This is a genomic window from Chryseobacterium urinae (genome assembly GCF_030518295.1).
GTDB classification, from domain to species: domain Bacteria; phylum Bacteroidota; class Bacteroidia; order Flavobacteriales; family Weeksellaceae; genus Chryseobacterium; species Chryseobacterium mucoviscidosis.
Map to the genome: position 1 here is coordinate 39,162 of NZ_JAULSJ010000003.1, position 21,800 is coordinate 60,961.

The following is a 21,800-nucleotide window of genomic DNA, read 5'->3' on the forward strand; positions in this document are numbered from 1 at the left end:
GATGAAAAATGAATTTCAAGGACATCCATATTGGTAAGTTTATTGAAATTAAGGTTACAGAATGTGGGATGGAAATTTCCCACATCTGTAATTATTTTAATTTGAAAGAAGAAGATATATACAAAATGTTCAGCTCGTCGCATATAGACTGTACTGTTCTGCTGAACTGGAGTAAACTTCTTAATTATGACTTCTTTAGACTTTATACTCAGCATTTAATATTTTACTCGCCTCCGTCTTCAAATCTGAAACCGCAGTCACAGACTAAACATAAAGTATTGAAATCAAACTTCAGAAAAAATATTTATACTCAGGAAATTATTGATTTTATTCTCGAATTGATGGAAGAAAAAAAACTGTCAAGACATGAAATTTACGAAAAATATAAAATTCCAAGCACAACACTATACAAATGGATATCAAAGAGAAAAAAATAAAGAAAACAACTCCGGACTATAAACAGATATATCAGGATCTTATTACAATGAAATATCCTGAAAAACTTCAGCAGTGCGAACATATACTTAGAAAAAAAGAGCTGGGTTTTCTGGATGTTTTAGAAGTTAATAATATTTTAAAACCCAATAAGGCAGATCAGAATTTAAAATCATATGATAAATCTACTATTTTAAAAATTCTGGATTATCAGAAAAAATATAATTTAAACAATACTGAACTGGCTATTAAGTTTAAAATGAGCAGAAATACGGTAGGGAAATGGAAAAAAATATTCTTCTGAATTAATCTGAATAAGAGACCGGAAGATAACCGTGCCGTTGCAATTCTTTTAAATCTTTAATCTGCCTTAAATAAGAATCAGAAAGAAGATAAATTTCATCTGAAACTTCCAACACTTCCTTATAGCGATGATCTGAGAGGATAATTCCTTTCTCTCGCGATTGATCCTTAATCATCCTCTGAATTTCAACAATCATTTTTGGAGATAAAGCGTTAAAAGGTTCATCCAGAAGAATAAACTTTGAATCGGAATATAAAATTAAAAGAACCTCAACAATTTTCTTCTCACCGCCGGAAAGACTTCCAGAAGTTTCATTTAAAAAAGTTTTTAATAAATCTGATCCAATAAGCTGATCTGCATTTTCTTTATTACAGAAAAGTGAGATCAGTTTTTTAATTTTTACACCTCTCGGAAGAAAAGAATGCTGAGGTAAATAAGCAATCCTTCCTTTCCTGTCCATTTGGTTTTGTAAAATTTTATCATCCACTCTTACAAACTGAGAATCGCCTTTCTCTGTTCCGAAAATAATTTTTAAAAGAGTAGATTTTCCCGTACCGTTTCTTCCCAGCAATCCGATAATCTTTCCTGTTTCACAACCAATATAGATATCTCTCAGAATTTTTTTTTCGTTGAAAGACTTTGTAACACTGTCAACATGCAGTCGGCTCATATGAATTTTGTAATCATATTAATAGTAATTCCCGATGAAAAAGTAAAGATCCAAAGAAAAGACCTTGAAAACCCGAAATTGGCAAAGAAAAAATATTCATTTTTAAATCTTAATTCATAAATCAGATAATGAAAAGCCGGAAAAAATACCAAAAAACACAATCCGAAATTGTCAGCAGTGAAACCAAGTATGGCATTCATCAACAAAGAAAATAGAACAGCATGAATCAATAATTTTACATAAAAAATCCAGAGAATCCTTATATTTTTAACCATATTTCAAATGTAGTAAAATTTTGGAATGGTCTTTAATTTATCATCGATGAAAATTTTAAAGCTCATTGTTGAGCGGATTACCCTACGAACTTAAAAGCAATGTTAGAAAATTTGTGATTTTTGTGTAGATCAGAAATTGTATTGTAAAATAAGAGACCATTAAATTCATAAAAATAAACGAAAAAAGTGCTCCGTCATAGAACACTTTTTTTATTTTAAATTACTCTTTTCTGAGTTTTGCTTTTACATTATTTTCTGTAATCATTCTTCGCAATCCGGTAATCTCATCTTTCGTAAAATACTTTTTCGGAACCATATTCATCGTCTGTGCGCTTTGGTAGATCAGAAACCATTCTTTATTTTCCTTCACTTTATAAACCATATTCCATGCAAATTCTGCATCAAAAGTTTCTCCTTCTGTACGGATTTTCTCTTCCGTAAAAATATATGTAATATTTTCCTGAATCTTTTTATTTGAACTGAAAGCAAATCTCAACCTTAAAAAAGACCGGATTACGATAAATACAAACATGATTCCGAGCCACATTGAAGCTGAAAGCAAAATTTCCTGTTCAGAATTGCCATCTGCAAACAGTTTTACAATAAAGAAAAGCACAATCAGCAAAGGAAAAGCAATAAGCCTTATTAAAGAACTTTTGAGATGAAACATCAGAAAATCCTTAAAACTGATATGAGTTTTTACCGTTATCATTTAAATTCTTTCCAGTTCGTCTGCGTCAATCGTCGTTTTAAATGTTCCGTAATTCACGATCACTTTATTCCTCGAAATTTTTTCAATGGTTCCTACACTCGTACTGCCGGAAATACGGACACGTTGCCCGACTTTCATCCAAAGAGCGCGGTCGGTTTTGCGTTTTTCCTCCAGTTTTTCATTGGTTTCCGTAATTTTTTCAATCACTTCTTCCTTTTTAAGCTGTTGGGTAATCTTTCTTTTTACAACCTGAAGACGTTTAGATTCATCTTTATCCGCACCCAGTTTTCTGAATTTTTCCTGCTCAAGAATTTTTACAAAATCTTTTACCACATCTTTTCTGGATTTTCCTTTTACATAGCTGTCGATAAAAGCCTCAATTTTGTTCCCGAACTGCAGTTTACGGTGCTCTTCTTCATATAATTTCTGGAAATTGAATAGCTTCTGCTGAAGCTGTTCATTCAGTTTCTGAAGGTTATCGCGCTTATCTTCTACAGATTCCTTTCTTTCGGCAAGATCGGTTTTAAGCTTTTCCACTTCATATTTTTCCTGCTGAAGTTTTACAATCGTTTTATCCAAATTTACAATATCATGCTCCACTTTTTTCTTGGCAGAATGAATAATGAATCTCGGTATTTTATTCTTTTCCGCCACCTCAAAAGTAAATGAACTTCCCGCTTGTCCCACTTCCAGTTTATACATCGGTTCCAGCGTTTCTTCATTGAATAACATTGCGGCATTCTGAGCATTCGGAAGCTGTTCCACAACAAGTTTAATATTGGTGTAGTGCGTCGTAATGATCGCAAAACTTTTTTTGTCATAGAAAAACTCAAGGAAACTTTCTGCTAAAGCACCTCCCAGTTCAGGATCGGAACCTGTACCGAATTCATCAATCAGTAAAAGCGTATTCGCTTCAGCTTCACGAATGATTCCCGACATTTTCTTCAATCTTGATGAATACGTCGAAAGATGGTTTTCAATCGACTGATTATCCCCAATATCGGTCATGATCTTATCAAAGAAAAACATTTCCGATTTTGGATGGGTTGGAACCAGAATTCCGCTCTGGATCATTAGTTGAAGCAATCCTACCGTTTTCAGCGTAATGGATTTTCCTCCCGCATTCGGTCCGGAAATACAGATGATTCTGTTGTGTTCCGTTAAACTCAGCGTTTGAGGATAGATCGTTTTATTTTCCGCTTTATTCCTTAAAAACAGTAAAGGATGGAACGCTTCTCTTAATCGCAGCGTTTTGTGGCGGTTGATTTTTGGTAAAACACCGTTGATAAGTTCAGCAAATTTAGCCTTCGCTCTCGTTAAATCAAGGTCGAAAATATACTTCTGATATCTCCAGAGCTGAGGTTGAAATTCCGCCAGTTCTGCGGTAAGCTGTCTTAAAATCTTATCAATTTCCTTTTTCTCTTCCTCCTCGCTTTCACGAAGCTTAAAATAATGCTTTACTACGGAATCCGGCTGAATATAAGTGATGGAACCTGTTTTTGAAAGTCCTAAAACCCTTCCCGGAACTCTTCTTTTGAATCCCGATTTTACCGCTAAAACTCTTTGGTCATCAATAATCGTTTCGCGGATATCATCCAGAAAATCACTCTGTCCGTAAGTCGTTAACGCACGGTTAAAGTTTTCCTGAATCGCTTTTTTGGCGTGCTGAATTTCACTTCTTAATCCTTTTAAAACAGGAGAAGCTTCACTTTTAACCTCACCAAAACGGTTGAACACTTTATCAACTTTATCAATAATCTCTTTTCTGAATTCCAGAACAGAAACATCTTCCATGAGAGTCGGGAAGGTTTCCGGCATGGTCGGAAAGAACTTCTGCAGTTTCCCGATTTGCTCCGTGATGGTTTTGATTTTGATGAAAGCGCTGTTTTCCAGTCGGTAATTTTCGATCAGCATTAGCTTCAGCTCACTTTCGATATCTTCATATTCATCAAACGGAATTGCATTTGAACTTTCAAAACTCGAAAGATACTCGGAAGTTTTTTTCAATGAAAGTTCTGCCTCGTCTATTTCCATCGGACGAAGTTGAAGAATTTTTTCTCTTGTTTTCGGAGAATACGCAAAGGGAGAAATTTCCGCGAGCAATTGCGGAAACTCTAATTCGTTTAAATCTTCTTTATTTATATACACAGTGCAAAGATAATTAATTTGAAAATGAAATAATTTGAGAATTTGAAAATGATTTATTGATTTGATCTCTTTTATTAATATAAGCTTCGGCAAGTTCAGTCTATGCTTTTAACGCTTCGATTATATTCGGAATGAAAAGTTTTCTGAAATCATTAGTATGCTGTATAATTAAGTAATGGCTGATTTAATTTTAAAACCTCACAGGTTTCCGAAACCTGTGAGGTTTGCCACTGTTTAACAACTAGATTTAATTTTTGAATTTTACAATTTCTTTTAGTAAAATTTTGTGTGATTTTTTTGGTCGAAACTAATAAGTTTAATTACTAAATTTATGTAAGTTTGAACTATGAAGCTAGAAACCGAAAGATTAATTCTGAAACCCATCGACGAAAGTTATACGGAAGACATTCTAAAGATCAGAAGCAATGAAACCATCAACCAGTTCGTACACCGAAATCCTCCTAAAAACAATTATGATGCGCTTCAGTTTATTTTAACCATTAAAGAAAATACCCGAAATCAGACATCTTTTTATTGGGGAATTTCGTTAAAAGACCAGCCGAATCTGATCGGAACTATCTGTCTCTGGAATTTTTCCGAAGACCGGAAAGAAGCAGAAGTCGGTTATGAATTATTACCGGAGTATCACAGAAAAGGCATCATGTCGGAAGCTTTGGCGGCAGTCGTGGATTTTGCATTTAAAAATTTACATTTGCAGGAAATTATTGCGATGACGCACAAGCTCAACGAAAATTCAAAAGGACTTCTTTTAAAACATGATTTTGTATTGCAGGAAGATAGAAAGGATGAAGATTTTCCGGAGAATCTGGTTTTTAGCTTGAATCGAAGATAATTATGTATTCAGATTTATATAAAGCTAGTGATTTTTTAATAGAATCTGTTGAAAATTATCTAGATCTATTTGCTTCCAAAGTAGATTTTACAGCTGAAGATGCTCTTAATGCGATGATATGCCATTATAAAGAAGTTAAAATGGTGGATTTTTATTTGAATTTATACCCTAAAGAAACATTTCTTCTCTCCTCCGATAGTTTATATATTAGTCTTTTTGGAGATTATAAAAGCAATTTGCATTTTTCATTTATGCGTTCTTTCAAATTTAATGATGATACAGATGAGACAATAGAAATTCGATTCGAAATGTTATTTGATACTATAAGATGTGATTCAAAATATGGAAATTATGTTTCTCTCAATGAGCGTGATTTAATATATAATGAAAATGAACATGAAAGTTTAATTGAAAATTTTAGAAATGATCCATTTTATATTAAAATTAGAAATAAAAAACCAAGTACTTTTGAATTGAGAATAAATTATAATGTTTAAATTTTAAAAAATGACCTGGACAGAAATATTAGCCCCGATAAAAAAGACAGAATACTTTACCAATTTATGGGAAAAAGTAAAGCAGGAATATGCAGCCACTAAAGTTTTTCCACCAAAAAATCAGATTTTCAGAGCGTTGGAAATTACGCCTTTTGAAGATATCGAAGTAGTGATCATAGGGCAGGATCCTTATCATAATGATTATCAAGCGAATGGTTTGTGCTTTTCCGTTTCTGAACAGGTTGCCGCGCCGCCTTCTCTGAAAAATATTTTTATCGAATTAAAAGATGATCTTGGTGTTGAAAGAACTTCAAAAGAATTGGACGATTGGGGAAAACAAGGGGTTTTACTGTTGAATGCAACTTTAACCGTTCGTGCGCATTCTCCGAATTCACACAAAGATTTGGGATGGGAAAAATTTACAGATTTCATCATCAAGGAAATTTCAGATAAAAAAGAAAACGTGGTTTTTGTTCTTTGGGGCGCTTTTGCACAAAAAAAAGCCGAACTCATCGATCCGGCTAAACATTTTATCTTAAAATCTGCGCATCCTTCTCCGTTTTCTGTTTACAGGGGATTTTTCGGAAGCAGACCTTTTTCAAAAATTAATGAATATCTGGTTTCAAGAGGGAAGAAACCTATTTCATGGTAGGATTTTCTCCTCCTTTTTTAATGGTAATTCCTATTTTATACTTTCCGTTCAAAGCCTTCGCTCCGTCTGCCGAAGCAGGATAAGGCTGAACATCCGTTAAAGAAATAGTATATCCGTTAAATGCAGCCGACTGATGATAGTTTCTGCCTTCATTGTCCATACTGGCTAAATTCAGAACCACCGGTCGGGTTGCAGTTCCCATTACTTCAACCTGTGCCACAGCAACACCTGCCCAAATGCAGTTTACATCTTTTGGGCAACGGCTGTCTTCGGAAATTCCTTTAAAGGTTACATTCATCTGATATTCTTCAAGGAATTTGTTCTCACCCTCATTGAAATAGATCATTCCGCCATCTTTGCTGGTTACTTTGGTAACGCCTTTTTTATCCGTGTTCACTTTTAATTTATTTTCTTTTTGAGCATTGCAGTTCATTAAAAACAATGAGCCTAAACTCAGGATAAGCATTTTATGTAGCATAATTTTTTTTATATAATATTAAGCATATCTAATAATACCACCAAAAACATTGCCACACCTACAACTAAGCTGAAACCTGTTCCGTAGATAAATCCTATAAAAGCCCCTTTTGTTGATTTCAGGGCTTTATTCACATCCTTGCTGTCGTGAAGAAGTTCCCCGATAAATACTCCCGCAAACATACCCACCAGAAAACCCAAAGGAATGGGTAAAAATATTCCGACAATGGTTCCGATAATCGAACCGATGCTTCCCCAACGCGTTCCTCCGTATTTCTGATTGGTTTTTGCCGGAATTACATAGTTTAAGACCACTGAAGCTACTGTAAGAATTCCGAATGCCCAAACATAAATCATAGGAAGATCTGCATCTGTTCCGAATTTGTAAATCAAAAGTCCGCAAATACTTAGCAATAATCCTGGCAAAACAGGAAGAAACGTTCCTAAAATCCCCAGAAACAAAAGAATAAGACAAAGGATATTAATTAATGTCGTGTCCATAGTTTGAAATTTATTTGCAATATATAACAAAAGTGACTCCAAAAAGAGCCACTTTATATAGTAATGAAAAAAATATGATTAAAGATTCAGGATCACGTACTGTAAAATCACACCCGCATTTCCGATGTTTCCTGCAGCATGATTATGGAAACTTGTATAATAGATATATCCGCTGTTTGAAGAACCGGAGCAAGGACCTACAGTTGCACCCAATGCAACAAGATAAGGAACCAAAGTCTGCGGAACCGAAATCGTGATCTGAATACTGCTTCCCGGAATAGTAATGCAAACCGGAACAAAAGTTGTGTTCGGAGCATTTCCAATAGGCGTTACCGGAATTCCTGTAGCTGTAAAATGATTCGTTCTCAACATCAATGCCTGATTAGCACCGTCTTTTACCAGAACTTCCCAGTAAGAAGGGTCATAATTGGTAATTTTTTGCCAGGATCCCAAATCAAAATCGATATTCAGATTATTGAAACCAAGTGCCGAAGACAATCCTGCGTTGCTTACCACAGCCGGAACAATGCCCGAGCTTCCGTTGTTCACAGAACAAAGTTTTGAATCGGGAACAAATCCTCCCGCAGGAGCGCAGCCTGAAGTATTGTCTGTACCGCCCACTAAATAAGAAACATCCCAATCTGAAGCATAAATACTTCCGCCATTAGCAACGAAGATTGCTAGGTTTGCATCGATTGCAGGGAAAAGTGCCTGATTGGTAGAGTATTTTCTGGAACCGCAGTTCAGGAAAATAATATCATACTGTGCAATAGTATTTAAATTTGTAAGATCATTATTCGTGATTTCCGTAGCGGTATATCCCAAAGTAAGAATAATATCTTCAATTTTATCATACGAACCTTTTACATAAGCAATTTTAGCCACCTGATTCAGTTTGGTCTGAGACAGATCCAACGTTAAAGTTTCGTTATTTTTTACCGTTGCAGCAACTTCTGTACGGAAATTGCTTCCATTCCCGGTCTGAATGTGAATGGTGTGATTGCCTACCGGAGCGTCTAGTGTAAAATTACCATCCGCATCAGAAGTTGTGTAGTAGATCTTATATTTATCGTCGAAAGTAAAAACAGACGCGCCGCCAATGGCTTTGGCTCCGTTTTGTGACATTACTTTTCCGGTTATTTTTCCGGTTTTTACCGTATTATCTACCGTAGCTTCCGTAGATGGAGAATCCGAGCGACAGGAACCCACAGACAATAAGATAATAAAAATAAAAATGAGGTTTAGTTTTTTCATAAGTTTTAGCGTTTAATTACATCACTAAATTAACAATTTTATTATTATAAATATCTTAATTTTAGAATAATTTTAAATAATCGTTAATTTAAATTGAAATATTTTATGAAAAATCCTTATTTAATCGATATTGAGTGAATTTAATTTTTTTACTAAATTTGTTAGAATGAATGATCAGTTACAGGAAACCAAAAATTTCATACAGGATTTAAGCGAACAGCTTTATTTATACATTACCAAAATTTCTCCGGCAGGTCTGGATTGGGTTTTTCATGCCTTTACAAAACTTGCGATTCTTGTTATTGTATTTTTGCTGATAGACTTTCTTGTAAAACCTGTAATCAATCTTATCTTCCGCTTTTTTCATAATGAAGAAAAATACCCCGTAATAAAATCAATTTATCAGTCAAGAATAACAAATTCTGTTGCACATCTTTTTGCTTTGGCAATTGTACTGGGAATTCAGACCTCTATATTTCCGCCTAAAGCAATTCCCAGAACCAATATCTTTATTATACGTTCCATTAATTTAGGACTTGTATTAATTCTTGCCGGCATGCTCTATCGTGGTCTTACTGCTTTCAGAAACTATTTCGCCATTAAACAGGATTATTACAAAATCATGGCATTGAATGCGATTTCTGAAACAATGAAAATTTTAGGAATCTTCATTTTCTCCATTGTAGGGATCTGTGTGATTTTCGGGATTAAAGGAGCTACCATTGTTGGAAGTTTAGGAGCAATTACAGCAGTTCTGGTACTGGTTTTCCGCGATACCATTCTCGGATTTGTAACCGGAATCCATGTTTCAACTTCTAAAAGTCTTAAAGTAGGGGACTGGATCAGTATTCCTAAATACAATATCGAAGGAAATATTTCAGACATCAGTCTTTTAACGACGAAGATCATGAATTTTGATAAAACCATTTCTTCAATTCCAACCTATGATCTTTTAACCACTGAAATTAAAAATCTTCAGGTGATGTCAGAATCCAACACCAGAAGAATTAAAAAATCAATCTACTTTAATATCAATTCCTTTAAATTTTTAACGGAAGAAGACATTGATCGCCTGAAAGACATCAATCTGATCTCAGAATATCTTGAAGGAAAAAGCATTGAGCTGAGAAAAGAAAAAGAAACTTTGAAGCACAGTGATAAAATAGTGAACGGAAGACAGCTTACCAACATTGGCGTTTTCAGATATTATGCAGAAAAATACCTCCAGAATGATCCCGATGTTGATCAGGATGGTGCAATGATGGTTCGTCAGTTGGATATTACTCCGCAAGGTCTGCCTTTAGAAATTTACTGTTTCGCTAATGATTCGCGTTGGGAACATTTTGAGCAGATTCAGGCAGATATTTTTGATCATTTACTGGTTGCTTCTAAAGAATTTGATCTTCAGGTAATGCAGATCAGTGTAAAGGTGTAATGAATACCCCAAATTGATTTCATCACTTTATATTTTTCATATATCAAAAAAATATTTTCCCGCAGAATTTTTTTTGTATTTTAGCTTTATGACTAAAATACAATGGGTGGATTGTCACAGAATGCCCTCAAGATCATTTTTTTACAAGAATAAGCAGTTTCCGGTGTGTGCAAGATGTACCGGTATTTATTTGGGATATTTTGTCATGATTCCTTTATTATGGTTTTATCAGATAAGTATTCTGTTAAGTGTTGTGCTTGTTCTTCCTACGTTTGTTGATGGCTTAACTCAGGCTTATCTCAACAGAGAAAGTACCAACTTTATCCGTTGTTTTACCGGAATTCTCGCAGGAGTAGGAATGAGCGGACTTAGTGAAAGAATTACCTATCATACTTATAAATTCATTGAAACATTAATAACTTAAACTATGAGCGATTTTAATCAAAATTACCAAAAGCCTAATCAGTCTAATGAAGACCTGCATATAGGATTAAAAATTTTATCATTCTGTATTCCTTTGGCAGGTGCAATTATTTACTTCGTAAAAAAAGACAAAGAACCTATTGCAGCGAAATCAGCATGTAATATGGCGCTTATAGGACTTGCCGTAAATGTAGTTCTTACTATTATAAGACTTACCTTACAGAAATAGGAAAAATCTTAAGATTATAAACCCACTTTTAAGTTGGGTTTTTTTATTTTTGCAGTATGACAAAACTAAGTGTAAACATTAATAAAATTGCGACGCTGAGAAATGCAAGAGGAGGAGAAACACCCAGTGTAACGGAGGCGGCCGTAAAAATTCAGGAGTTTGGAGGACAGGGTATTACCATCCATCCAAGACCCGATGAAAGACACATCACAAGAAAAGATGTTTATGATCTGAAACCTTTGGTAACTACGGAATTCAATATCGAAGGAAATCCTCACCGTTCTTTTATCGATATGGTTCTTGAGGTAAAACCGGAACAGGTAACGCTGGTTCCCGATGCAGATGATGCCATTACTTCAAACGCCGGTTGGGACACCAAAAAACATCTGGATTTTCTGACGGAAATTATCGCAGAATTTAAAAATGCAGGAATCCGTACTTCAATTTTCTTAGACCCGACTCCCGAACTGGTAGAATATGCTGCCAAAACAGGAACCGACAGAATTGAACTCTACACTGAAGCTTATGCTAAAAATTATACTCTAAATAAAGAATCTGCTATAAAACCTTACTACGATACGGCGGTTGTTGCCACAGATTTCGGGTTGGGAATTAATGCAGGGCACGATTTAAGTTTAGAAAATTTAAAATATTTCGCAGATACCATTCCGAATTTGCTTGAAGTTTCCATTGGTCACGCCTTGGTTTCAGAGGCGTTATATATGGGAATGGAAAATACAGTTCAGGCTTATCTGAAGAGACTGGCAAAATGGTAAAAATCGGAAGTTATATGTGAAGCTAAAGGTTTGATAAATATTTTCTAAACTTCCTGCTTCCGTCACCCCACTTCTATCTAAAAACAAAACGTATGGAAATTTTAAATTCAAAAATATTTGGCGAAAATCTTTCGTTTACACCGCTTTTGGTATTTCACGGTTTATTTGGAATGCTTGATAACTGGGGAACCTTCGGAAAAGATTTCGGAGAATTTGTACCGACTCACCTTATTGATCTCCGCAATCACGGGAGAAGTTTTCATTCCGATGAGATGTCTCACGACGATTTAGCGGATGATATTCTTCGGTATATGAATCATTACGGCATAGAAAAAGCTCATATTCTGGGGCATTCTTTAGGCGGAAAAGCAGTGATGCAGTTTGCTATTAAATATCCTGAAAAAGTTGAAAAGCTTATCGTTGTGGATATTTCTCCGAAAGCATATCCTCCACATCATCAGGGAATTATCAAAGCTTTGGAAACGGTAGACTTCAATACTGTAAATTCCAGAAATGATGTGGAAGCGGTTTTGAGCCAGTATATTCCTGAAAGATCAACCATACAATTCCTTACAAAAAATCTGTATTGGGACGATAATAAAAAACTCAACTGGAGATTTAACCTAAAAACTCTGTCTGAAAAATACAATCAGTTTGTCTCGAATGCCATTAAATTTGGCGTTTTTGATGGTGAAACGTTGTTTATTGCGGGCGAAAAGTCAAACTATATTCTTCCTCAGGACGAATTTGCCATCAAACAGCAGTTCCCAAAAGCTCAGTTTTCAACGGTTAAAAATGCAGGACATTGGGTTCAGGCTGAAAATCCTGTCGATTTTGCTAAAATCGTCAAAGAATTTTTGAATATTATGTAACATAAAGTGTTTATTTTGGCTGAATTGTTAAAATTTTCTTAAATTTTAAATTTACTCTTCTTTGTGTGATATTTTTTAATATTTTAGTCGAAGCTAAATCACTAAATATTAACATCATGGAAAATAAGAAAAACAAAAAGCCGTTCTTCGCATCATTTTTAGAAAAACAAATCGCAGAACCGGAAAAAATCAAAGGAGGATCTGAAACTGTTGCCACAGCTCCGTTAAAAGATAATGTTACAACAGCGCTTCAGGACAGCATTACAAAACCTTCCAATGATAATGTTACCATGAAATATCCTTCCGATGGCGATGAGGGAGGTACAGAAATCTAAAAACGAACAACCCAAAATAAAACAACTATGAAAAACAAAGATTCAAAGAAGAAGCCATTTTTCGCTTCATTTTTAGAGAAACAATTACAGGATCCTGAAAAAATTAAAGGAGGAGCAAATGTAACAATTGCTTCGCAGGATACGGTTACAAAACCTGCTGTAGATACTGTGACAAAGCCAATCTATGATATGGCGCAGACAATGAAATATCCTTCTGATGGGGATGATGATTCTCCGTCAATTTAATGGATTTTTATCTCGATCACATTAAAAAAATCATACTAAAAGGAAACTTACACTCTAAGTTTCCTTTTTTAATAAAAATGGCAGATGATTCTTTGCATTACACATTCTCAGGATTTTTACAATATTGATATCTTTTTTGAATATTTAAAATCTAAAAATATTCCTTTTTTCAGACTAAATTCTGATAAAATAAATCATTATCAGAAAATAAGCATCAGCGAAAACTTTTTTGAATTAACCGATGAACTCGGAAATACCGTTAATTCAAATGAAATTAAAGCGGTGTGGCATAGAAAATCATGGGGAATTTCTGTTCCTGAAGAACTGGATGAAACCTACACAAAAATTTTTCTGAAAGAATACGCTGCTCTCAGATACAATCTTTTCACCTTGCTGGAAGAAATTCCGTGGATCAATCCGTTTGAGAATGAAAATAAGATTGATGGCAACAAAATGTATCAATTAAAGATCGCTCAAAAAAACAACCTTACTATTCCCGAAACTATTTTTTCGAACAATTCAGAACAAATAACTGAGTTTTTCTATCAGAAATGCAATGGAAAAATGGTGGCAAAACTTCATGGTGCGCTTTCAAAAACAATGAGCGGCGAAAATTTCCTTTCCACCAACATCATCGATGAAAATTCTCTCGAAAATATAGAAGACATAGAATACTGTCCCATGATTTTTCAGCCCTACATCGAAAAAGAATATGAATTGAGAATACTGTATCTTGAAGGAGAATTTTTTACCGGAAAAATCAATAACAGCGAAAACGCAGACTGGAGAATAGCCAACGAAAATTATTTTTGGTCAGAATACAACTTACCCGAAAATATTAAAACCAGTCTTACCTCAATGATGAAAGATATGGGATTGTACATCGGAGCAATCGACATGATAAAAGGTAGAGATGGAAAATATTATTTCCTCGAAGTAAATCCGCAGGGAGAATGGGGAATGCTGCAAAAAAAACTCAATTTCCCGATTGCGGAAAAAATTGCCGATAACCTTATAAAAAGAATGAAACCCAATGAATAAAATTTTAATAATTACCCATACAGGAGATAATTTTTCCATAGAAAAAGTAACAGAATATATTGCTGAGAATAATTGTGAAGTCATCCGTTTCGACGTAGATTTATACCCTTTGCAAAATAAATTATCTACCCGTTTTGAAGAAGGAAAGTGGATCAGTATTTTAGAAACTCCAGAAAAAAAACATCGTTTAGACGATATTTCCGCAGTCTGGTACAGAAGAGCCTACAATATTGGATCTGGTCTGAAAGAAGAACTGGATTCTAAATTTTACGGAGCTGCGATGGGAGAGATCAGGACGACACTATTTGGATTTTTAGAGTCTATTGATGTTTATGCATTCGGAAAACCAAGTGTTTACAGAAGAGTAGACAGTAAGGAAGAACAGTTGAAAATAGCTCATAAAATTGGACTCAGGATTCCGGAATCCTGCCTTACGAATAATCCGGAAGAGGCAAAACAATTCATTGTAAAACATAAAAATGTGGTTGCCAAAATGCAGACAGGATTTGCCATTTATGAAGACGGTGTAGAAAGTGTGGTCTTCACCAATGTGGTAAAGGAAGATAAACTGGAGGAACTGGATACGCTTTTGTATTGTCCGATGCAGTTCCAGAAAAAAATTGAAAAGAAAAAAGAACTTAGAATTACCATTGTCGGAAGAGATGTTTATGCTTTCGAAATCGATTCTCAACAATCGGAAGCCGCAAAAATAGACTGGAGAAAAGACGGCGTAAATCTTATTGATAAATGGATTCCGACGGATCTTCCAACAGACATCGAAGCAAAATTGCTGGAACTTCTGGATGTTTACAATATCGATTACGGAGCAATAGATATGATCGTTTCACCCGAAGACGAATATTATTTCATTGAGATCAATTGTGCCGGAGAATTCTTCTGGCTGGATAATCTCACCGAAGGAAACCTTATTTCTAAAAGTATTGCCGATATCTTATGTGATAAAGCTCCAAGAAGAAACAATATGGTTTTGGTCTAAAATTCTTCTAACACACGATAATACAGAAAACGGGCTAAAGTCCGTTTTTTTTAATTTATCCTCAGTTCGGGATAAGAAATAAATTTAAAAAATTGATTTATAGCATTATATTAGTTGATCGCAAATAAAAACAAAAGATTTTTTACTTATTGAAAGTTTGTAAGCTAAACAAAGGCACTTCGTTTATTCAAAAAACACAAAAATGGTATTACTTTAATAAGTTTTACGCCTTTGTATATCTTAAAAAATGAATTCCTGATAATTGAATCTCTTTGTTTTACCTTGCGTTTAAGAAGACTTATTCCGAACTCAGGTTAATTTAATGATCATCTTATCTAGTGCTCAAAACAGAAACATCAAAACTTTTGACGTTTTTATCCATTTAAAAAACAGAAATCTCCCTTAAAAATCGCAAATTTGCATAACGTAGAATATTATCATAATTTAGTCAGCAATCAAGTAAAAAAAATTGATGGTTTTTGTAACGGGAGCAACCGGAATTTTAGGCAGAGTAATCGTTTTGGAACTTCTGAAAAAGGGAAAAAACGTTCGTGCAGCAAAAAGACCGACGAGCAATTTAAACGAAGTAAGGCATTCCTATACATTTTATACGGAAAATCCCAATGATTTCTTCAATAGAATAGAATGGGTTGATGTAGATTTTAATGATATATATTCTCTTCAGGAAGCTTTGAAAGACGTGGACGAAGTATATCACTGCGCTGCCAAAGTAAGCTTTCATCCTCATGACGAAAAAGAAATGTATCGTACCAATATAAAAGGTACAGAAAATCTCATGTACGCCTGCGAAGACTCCGGTGTGAAGAAATTTCTTCACGTGAGCTCAATTGCTGTCCTTGATAATTTTAACGAAAAAGGAGAATTGGACGAAGAATCTGATTTCAATCCTAAACTGGATCATTCTGCATACGCACTTTCCAAACACCTTTCCGAAATGGAAGTGTGGAGAGCTTCAGCAGAAGGTTTAAACGTTGTTATTGTAAATCCCGGAATCATCATCGGAAGCGGAAACTGGGGAAACAGCAGCGGAGATGTTTTTCCTACCTTCGAAAAAAACAGCTTTACATTTTCTGGCGGATCTAGTTATGTGGATGTAAGAGATGTTGCAGAAATTTCCATAAAATTAATGGAAAAAAACATTTTTGGAGAACGTTTTATTGTAATTGCAGAAAACAGAAGGTACGCAGAATTAGGAAAACAAATCAGATCCAGATTAAATTTAAAAGAAGCTAAAATTCTTTCAGACTTTCAGCTCAATATCGGAGTTTTGGCAAATACATTATTCGGCTGGTTGATTCCGGCTTTAAGAATGGCAACAAGATCCAATGTGAAATCAATTTCAGAAATGAACACCGTTTCCAACGAAAAAATAAAAAGCAGATTGAATTATCAGTTTATTCCTCTTTCGGAAAGTATTGATTTTCATTTAAATAATTATATCAACGATAAAAAGATAAAGCAATGAATCTTGCAGAGGCAATTATCTTAAAAAATACAGAAAAGCATCCCATAAAATCTGCTATCGGATTTAAAAAGAAAGATGCAGGCTGGAAAGAACTGAGCTGGAAAAAATTCGGCGAAATTGTGTATAAAACAGCCAATGCGCTTAAAAATGCAGGAATTCAGGAAAATGATAAAGTAGCCATTTATTCGGATAACTCTTCCGAATGGATGATTTTTGATCTCGCGGTGTTGGCAATCGGAGCCATCACGGTTCCAATTTATTCTACCAACAATGCAGAACAGGCAGAATACATCATCAACGATTCGGAAGCGAAGGCAATTTTAGTGGGAGATCAGGCTCAGTATGATGCGTGTCTGGAAATTTTGAAGAAAGAAAGTACGGGTCTGCAAACGATTATCATTTCTAAAAAAGCAGTCTGGATCAAGAAAGAATTCAGCAGTTTTTATCTGGAGGATTTCATTGCTAAAAGTTCTCCCAAATTAGAATTCTGCAAGAAAGAGTACGAAGATATTGCCACGCTTATCTACACTTCCGGAACTACAGGAACGCCGAAAGGAGTCATGCTTACGCACGGAAATTTCATAAAAGCCTTTGATGCGCATTTTGAATTTTTCAAGTTTAAAAACTTTGAAGAAGAGCTTTCTCTGGCATTTTTACCTTTAACCCACGTTTTCGAAAGAAGCTGGAGTTTATTATGTCTTTACGGAGGCGCAAGAGTGTATTTCCTCGAAGATCCGAAGAATATCGCCAATGCTTTGGAAGAGGTAAAACCGACCATGATGTGCGCGGTGCCGAGATTTTTCCAGAAAGTCTACGCCGGAGTTTTGGAAAAGGCAGAAGAAGGTTCATCACTGAAGAAAAAAATCTTCAAATGGGCATTGGAAACCGGTTCGCAGACCGCAGAATTAAGAAGAAGAGAACAGCCGGTTCCGTTTGGATTAAAAATAAAAGAAAACATTGCCGAATCTTTGGTTTTCAGTAAAATTAAAGAAAAAATGGGCGGAAGATTGTGGTTTCTGCCTTGTGGAGGAGCTTCATTATCTCCGGAAGTGACAAAGTTTTTTGAGTCGGTTGGAATTCATGTAACGGTTGGCTACGGTTTAACGGAAACTACGGCAACTTTAACCGCTTTTCCTTTGACGAATTTTGAACATGGAAGCTGCGGAAAACCTCTTCCCGGAGTAGAAATCAGGATCGGGGAAAACGACGAAATTCAGGCAAAAGGAAACGGAATCATGAAGGGATATTACAAAAAACCTGAAGAAACGCAGAAAGTTTTCACCGAAGACGGCTGGTTTAAAACCGGAGATGCCGGAACCATCGACAGCAAAGGGAATCTTACCATTACAGACCGATTGAAAGATCTGATGAAGACTTCCAACGGAAAATACATCGCACCGCAGCAGATTGAAAATATCCTAACAAACAATAATTTCATTCAGCAGATTGTCCTGATTGCCGAAGGAAAACAGTTTGTTTCCGCGTTGGTTGTTCCGAACTTTGAATTTTTAAAAGAATATCTCAAAAAAAATAATATTCCTTTTACCAATTGGGAGGAAATTGTAAAAAACGAAAAGATACACGATTTTTACAAAGACAAAATTAAAGAACTGCAAAGCCATTTATCCGATTACGAAAAAGTGAAAAAATTCACTTTGATGCCTTCGGAATTTGATATCAATACAGGAGAAATTACTCCGACATTGAAGGTAAAAAGAAATGTAGTGCTTAAAAAATATGCAGATCTTATTGAGAAGATGTATTAAATTTTTAAGGCTGAGTTGAAGATTGAGCTGTAACAACTGTACATTAAGCAAGATCTCACCTTGCAAAAATTGAAATTATGACAACACAGGAATTTTTAGGAAAAAAAGATTTTACAATAAACAATCAGACAGTTTCAGAAAGCTGTCCTTCCAATATTGCCTTAATTAAATATTGGGGGAAATACGACAATCAGATTCCCGCCAATCCAAGCATCAGTTTTACATTAAATCATTGCAGAACGAATACTTCGATGGAGTTTTCTGCCAATGAACCTTTTTCTGTGCAGACTTTTCTTGCCGGAAATGAAGAAGTAAAATTTGCAGAAAAAATTGAAAAATATTTCAGAAATATCGAACAGTATCTTCCATGGATTTTACAGGGAAAATATATCATCAGAACCGAAAATACTTTTCCTCACAGCTCAGGAATTGCAAGTTCTGCTTCCGGTTTCGGAGCCATTGCCAAATGTCTGATGAGTCTTGACGAAACATTTTCAGGCAAAACTTCGGATGAAGAATCGTTGAGAAAAGCCTCTTTTTTAGCAAGATTGGGAAGCGGAAGCGCCTGTCGAAGTCTTTATAATGGGCTGGTTGTGTGGGGCGAATCTCAGGTAAAAGGAAGTTCTGATCTTTTTGCAGTACAATACCCAAACGATGAAATTCATGAAATTTTTAAAGATTTTAACGACTGGGTTTTACTCATTCATGAAGGTCAGAAAAGCGTTTCTTCCACTGTTGGTCATGGTTTGATGAATACCAATTCTTACGCAGACAGAAGATTTCAGGAAGCAAGGGAAAATTTCGGTCCCATGAAAGAAATTTTAGCCAACGGAGATTTGCAGCGTTTTATTAAACTGGTAGAACACGAAGCATTAACACTTCATGCCATGATGATGATGAGTGATCCTGCATTTATTTTAATGAAAACAGGCACTTTGGAAGTCATCAATAAAATCTGGGATTTCAGAAGAGAAACCGGTTTGCCGCTGTTTTTTACGTTAGACGCAGGAGCCAACGTTCACCTTCTGTTCCCGAACGATGGTTCAGAAGAAAAAATAAAATCTTTCATTGAAGCCGAACTCTTGCAGCATACTCAGAACAATGGAGTGGTGAAAGATGTGATGAAGTTTTAGAAGTAATCAAAATATTAGGGTTAAAGACATATTAAGGTAATGTGGTCAAAAATAGTTGGTGTTTTTGTCAGAAATAATTCGTAATATTTGGCAGTTGATTGGAAGAGGAAATGAGCAATGCTAAAGAGCAACTCATCAGCAATACAATCAACGCTGTAAACAATAGTTTAGAGGATGGCTTTGCCATCCTTTTTTGCAAATTATTGGAACAGCTCTATGGCTTAAAAAAACTTTTACGACTTTAGATTTTTATAGAAAAGATACCATTGGATGAACTTCTTTCTTCGGCTTTTGGTAAGTCCCCGATGAATATTGAGATTGCCTTTCAGATGACCGAAAAAAGACTCTATGCCGTTGGTTGTTTTAGGTATTTTAGGATTTTGTAGAAACATAAACATATTGGGTAAAGCCTTCCTGATAACCGAAAAACATCTTCTTACCATCTTGTGCGTGTGCCAATATCTTCCGGTTTCCTGACTGTATGATTTTTCATTCAAAAATTCGTGATGCTTCTCAGACCAATCTAAAAATTCTTTGATCCAATACTGCTTTTTAACTTCATTGTCGATAAAATGAATCTTGCAGACAATTTCTCGCAACTCAAAACCCGCTGCAGACTTTGGATAAGCCGAAAGCCATATTTTGCACATTCTCTGAATATGCACCAAACATCTCTGGACAGGAACTTTCGGACAAACTTTACGGATAGCTTTCAGTAGAGATTTGTCGCCATCGCAGGTTATCCCGCCAATTTTTATTCCTAAATTCAAGATGTTTTCCAAATCCTCTTTCAGTTCCTCATAATGCTCACCGTCCGTAATTCTGTAAAGTTGGGGTAGCTTAAAAACATTATCTTTGTAAATCACCAAACAGATTTCATTGGAGAAATAAGTGCCGTCAATCAGTAAATAAACCTCCTTGTTCTGGTTGTAACTGAGTTTTGGAGCTTTACTAAGCATCACGTTAAAATACCGTTGAAGAGTACTTACCGAATATCCAGATTCTGCTGAAATCTGCTCATAAGTCTGTTTCCCAACAATCCATTTTTTGAACCAAATTTCTTTGTTTTTTAGCCCCACAGACTTATTCTCCGAAGTAAAATAAATTCCACAGTTTTTACATTTAAAACGACGCTTTCCGTTTTGCTTTCCCCAAGAAATCACATCCAGACTTTTGCAACTCCAGCAACGATTTTTTTTGAATTTTCAGCCATAAAAAAAGTTTATTGAAACAAAGTTCAATAAACTTTATATATCATCAGTAACAATCGGCAGTACGATGAATTTTACCAACTATTTTTGACTATTAAACCCATATTTAAAATCTTTAACCCTATTTTTATCTATTTATCTAAGATTCCCCTGATTTTATTCGCATTGGAAATCAGTTCTCCAAGATATTCGAAATTCTCTTTTTCCAGAGCGGCTTTAAACTTTCTTAGCTGAGCAATGTGTTCATTCAATACATCCAGAACATTTTCTTTATTTTGTCTGAAAATCGGAACCCACATTTCAGGATGAGACTTTGCCAGACGAACAGTGCTGGAAAAACCGGAACTAGCCAGTTGAAAAATAGTTTCTTCTTCTTTCTCCTTTTCTAAAACCGTATTTGCCAAAGCGTAAGAGGTGATGTGGGAAATATGCGAAATATAAGCGGTGTGAACATCATGATCTTCCGCATTCATGTAAATCAGATGCATATCAAGACTTTCTACAATTTTTTCAACCAGTTGTAAAGCATCTTCTGCGGATTCTTCCTTATCGCAGATAACTCCTGCTTTTCCTGAAAAACTTTCTGAAACTGCCGATTTCGGGCCGTTGTTTTCCGTTCCCCACATCGGATGGAAAGCCACAAATCTCGATCTTTTCGGATGATTTTTTACCGCATTTACAATTCCTGCTTTGGTAGATCCTGCATCCATTACCGTCTGATGTTCTGAAATCAGGTCTAAAACATTCGGCAGTAATTTTCTTGCGGCATCTACAGGAATGGCAAGAATCACCAGATCAGAGTTTTTAATTCCGTATTCCAGATCTACTTTTGCATCGATTATTTTGAGTTCTAATGCTTCATTCAGATGCTCATTGCTGTTATCAATACCGTAAATGAAATCTGCAATTCCTTTTTGTCTTAATTTTAATGCAATCGAGCCCCCGATTAATCCTACACCAATAATACTTATTTTCATCGTTTAAATTTTAAAATAAAAAACCCCGCCCAAGGACGAGGTTTTGTTTTATCTATATGAAATCCTTATCCCAGATCTGAGTTAAAAATTCCGTA

General features: G+C 35.2%; 24 protein-coding genes and 1 pseudogene. 17 read left to right on the forward strand and 8 right to left on the reverse strand.

What is annotated here, in order from left to right:
• Window positions 1-8: 8 nt before the first annotated feature.
• Window positions 9-437: a transposase gene (locus tag QWT87_RS02575; protein WP_302713328.1), complete on the forward strand. Its 429-nt coding sequence runs from the start codon at window positions 9-11 to the stop codon at window positions 435-437.
• Window positions 413-739, forward strand: a complete 327-nt coding sequence (locus tag QWT87_RS02580; RefSeq protein ID WP_087709489.1) for a transposase — start codon at window positions 413-415, stop codon at window positions 737-739. The genes QWT87_RS02575 and QWT87_RS02580 overlap by 25 nt, the downstream gene beginning before the upstream one ends.
• A 1-nt stretch (window position 740) precedes the next feature.
• Here QWT87_RS02580 and QWT87_RS02585 read toward each other — a convergent pair whose 3' ends face one another.
• The 3 genes from QWT87_RS02585 to QWT87_RS02595 form a co-directional block, all read right to left on the reverse strand.
• Window positions 741-1,409: an ATP-binding cassette domain-containing protein gene (locus QWT87_RS02585; protein ID WP_302713330.1), complete on the reverse strand. Its 669-nt coding sequence runs from the start codon at window positions 1,407-1,409 to the stop codon at window positions 741-743.
• Between the two features lie 495 nt (window positions 1,410-1,904).
• On the reverse strand, window positions 1,905-2,396 hold the full coding sequence (locus QWT87_RS02590) for a YcxB family protein (RefSeq protein ID WP_302713332.1): 492 nt from the start codon (window positions 2,394-2,396) through the stop codon (window positions 1,905-1,907).
• Window positions 2,397-4,544 carry an endonuclease MutS2 gene (locus QWT87_RS02595; protein ID WP_087709499.1) on the reverse strand — a complete coding sequence of 716 codons (2,148 nt, stop codon included), beginning with the start codon at window positions 4,542-4,544 and terminating at the stop codon, window positions 2,397-2,399. It abuts the gene before it with no gap.
• A 346-nt stretch (window positions 4,545-4,890) separates the two neighbouring features.
• On the opposite strand from QWT87_RS02595, the gene QWT87_RS02600 reads away from it, so the two are divergent.
• The 3 genes from QWT87_RS02600 to QWT87_RS02610 are packed head-to-tail and all read left to right on the forward strand — an operon-like array spanning window position 4,891 to window position 6,546.
• Complete coding sequence (locus QWT87_RS02600; protein WP_302713335.1) at window positions 4,891-5,397, forward strand: GNAT family N-acetyltransferase; 507 nt, start codon at window positions 4,891-4,893, stop codon at window positions 5,395-5,397.
• A gap of 2 nt (window positions 5,398-5,399) precedes the next feature.
• Window positions 5,400-5,894 carry a hypothetical protein gene (locus QWT87_RS02605; RefSeq protein WP_302713337.1) on the forward strand — a complete coding sequence of 165 codons (495 nt, stop codon included), beginning with the start codon at window positions 5,400-5,402 and terminating at the stop codon, window positions 5,892-5,894.
• A 10-nt stretch (window positions 5,895-5,904) separates the two neighbouring features.
• Entirely contained in the window at window positions 5,905-6,546 is a 642-nt protein-coding gene (locus QWT87_RS02610) for a uracil-DNA glycosylase (RefSeq protein WP_288460703.1), read from the forward strand.
• Here QWT87_RS02610 and QWT87_RS02615 read toward each other — a convergent pair.
• The 3 genes from QWT87_RS02615 to QWT87_RS02625 form a co-directional block, all read right to left on the reverse strand.
• A complete protein-coding gene (locus tag QWT87_RS02615; RefSeq protein ID WP_288460702.1) occupies window positions 6,533-7,024 on the reverse strand; it encodes a hypothetical protein in 492 nt (163 codons plus the stop codon). The two genes, QWT87_RS02610 and QWT87_RS02615, sit on opposite strands and share 14 nt — an antisense overlap.
• An 8-nt stretch (window positions 7,025-7,032) precedes the next feature.
• Window positions 7,033-7,524 (reverse strand): DUF456 domain-containing protein, encoded by a 492-nt coding sequence (locus QWT87_RS02620; protein ID WP_116097893.1) that lies wholly within the window; start codon window positions 7,522-7,524, stop codon window positions 7,033-7,035.
• A gap of 78 nt (window positions 7,525-7,602) precedes the next feature.
• Window positions 7,603-8,778, reverse strand: coding sequence for a carboxypeptidase-like regulatory domain-containing protein (locus QWT87_RS02625; RefSeq protein ID WP_302713341.1), 1,176 nt, complete (start codon window positions 8,776-8,778; stop codon window positions 7,603-7,605).
• Window positions 8,779-8,944: 166 nt separating this feature from the next.
• Here QWT87_RS02625 and QWT87_RS02630 point away from each other — a divergent pair, with 166 nt between their 5' ends.
• The 12 genes from QWT87_RS02630 to QWT87_RS02685 all read left to right on the forward strand — a co-directional run bounded on the left by QWT87_RS02630 (window position 8,945) and on the right by QWT87_RS02685 (window position 19,517).
• Window positions 8,945-10,213, forward strand: a complete 1,269-nt coding sequence (locus QWT87_RS02630; protein WP_302713343.1) for a mechanosensitive ion channel family protein — start codon at window positions 8,945-8,947, stop codon at window positions 10,211-10,213.
• An 88-nt stretch (window positions 10,214-10,301) separates the two neighbouring features.
• Complete coding sequence (locus QWT87_RS02635; protein WP_273074248.1) at window positions 10,302-10,637, forward strand: DUF2085 domain-containing protein; 336 nt, start codon at window positions 10,302-10,304, stop codon at window positions 10,635-10,637.
• 3 nt (window positions 10,638-10,640) lie between these two features.
• Window positions 10,641-10,865, forward strand: coding sequence for a hypothetical protein (locus QWT87_RS02640; protein ID WP_273074246.1), 225 nt, complete (start codon window positions 10,641-10,643; stop codon window positions 10,863-10,865).
• A gap of 56 nt (window positions 10,866-10,921) precedes the next feature.
• Window positions 10,922-11,641: a pyridoxine 5'-phosphate synthase gene (locus QWT87_RS02645; RefSeq protein WP_087709511.1), complete on the forward strand. Its 720-nt coding sequence runs from the start codon at window positions 10,922-10,924 to the stop codon at window positions 11,639-11,641.
• A gap of 92 nt (window positions 11,642-11,733) precedes the next feature.
• Window positions 11,734-12,513 carry an alpha/beta fold hydrolase gene (locus QWT87_RS02650; RefSeq protein WP_302713346.1) on the forward strand — a complete coding sequence of 260 codons (780 nt, stop codon included), beginning with the start codon at window positions 11,734-11,736 and terminating at the stop codon, window positions 12,511-12,513.
• Window positions 12,514-12,629: 116 nt separating this feature from the next.
• A complete protein-coding gene (locus QWT87_RS02655; protein WP_087709515.1) occupies window positions 12,630-12,848 on the forward strand; it encodes a microviridin/marinostatin family tricyclic proteinase inhibitor in 219 nt (72 codons plus the stop codon).
• A gap of 27 nt (window positions 12,849-12,875) precedes the next feature.
• On the forward strand, window positions 12,876-13,094 hold the full coding sequence (locus QWT87_RS02660) for a microviridin/marinostatin family tricyclic proteinase inhibitor (RefSeq protein ID WP_087709517.1): 219 nt from the start codon (window positions 12,876-12,878) through the stop codon (window positions 13,092-13,094).
• Between the two features lie 84 nt (window positions 13,095-13,178).
• Window positions 13,179-14,135 carry an MvdC/MvdD family ATP grasp protein gene (locus tag QWT87_RS02665; RefSeq protein ID WP_302713350.1) on the forward strand — a complete coding sequence of 319 codons (957 nt, stop codon included), beginning with the start codon at window positions 13,179-13,181 and terminating at the stop codon, window positions 14,133-14,135.
• Window positions 14,128-15,132 (forward strand): MvdD family ATP-grasp ribosomal peptide maturase, encoded by a 1,005-nt coding sequence (locus QWT87_RS02670; RefSeq protein ID WP_302713352.1) that lies wholly within the window; start codon window positions 14,128-14,130, stop codon window positions 15,130-15,132. Before QWT87_RS02665 ends, QWT87_RS02670 begins: the two co-directional genes overlap by 8 nt.
• A gap of 472 nt (window positions 15,133-15,604) precedes the next feature.
• Entirely contained in the window at window positions 15,605-16,618 is a 1,014-nt protein-coding gene (locus tag QWT87_RS02675; RefSeq protein ID WP_302713354.1) for an NAD-dependent epimerase/dehydratase family protein, read from the forward strand.
• Window positions 16,615-18,384 (forward strand): AMP-dependent synthetase/ligase, encoded by a 1,770-nt coding sequence (locus QWT87_RS02680; RefSeq protein ID WP_302713356.1) that lies wholly within the window; start codon window positions 16,615-16,617, stop codon window positions 18,382-18,384. The genes QWT87_RS02675 and QWT87_RS02680 overlap by 4 nt, the downstream gene beginning before the upstream one ends.
• A gap of 77 nt (window positions 18,385-18,461) precedes the next feature.
• Window positions 18,462-19,517 (forward strand): diphosphomevalonate/mevalonate 3,5-bisphosphate decarboxylase family protein, encoded by a 1,056-nt coding sequence (locus tag QWT87_RS02685; protein ID WP_302713358.1) that lies wholly within the window; start codon window positions 18,462-18,464, stop codon window positions 19,515-19,517.
• Window positions 19,518-19,750: 233 nt separating this feature from the next.
• Here the strand turns inward: QWT87_RS02685 and QWT87_RS02690 are convergent.
• Window positions 19,751-20,695, reverse strand: a pseudogene (locus QWT87_RS02690) (IS256 family transposase, variant Zn-binding type); the annotation flags it as partial.
• A 164-nt stretch (window positions 20,696-20,859) separates the two neighbouring features.
• On the reverse strand, window positions 20,860-21,705 hold the full coding sequence (locus QWT87_RS02695) for a prephenate dehydrogenase (RefSeq protein ID WP_302713362.1): 846 nt from the start codon (window positions 21,703-21,705) through the stop codon (window positions 20,860-20,862).
• Between the last annotated feature and the right edge of the window lie 95 nt (window positions 21,706-21,800).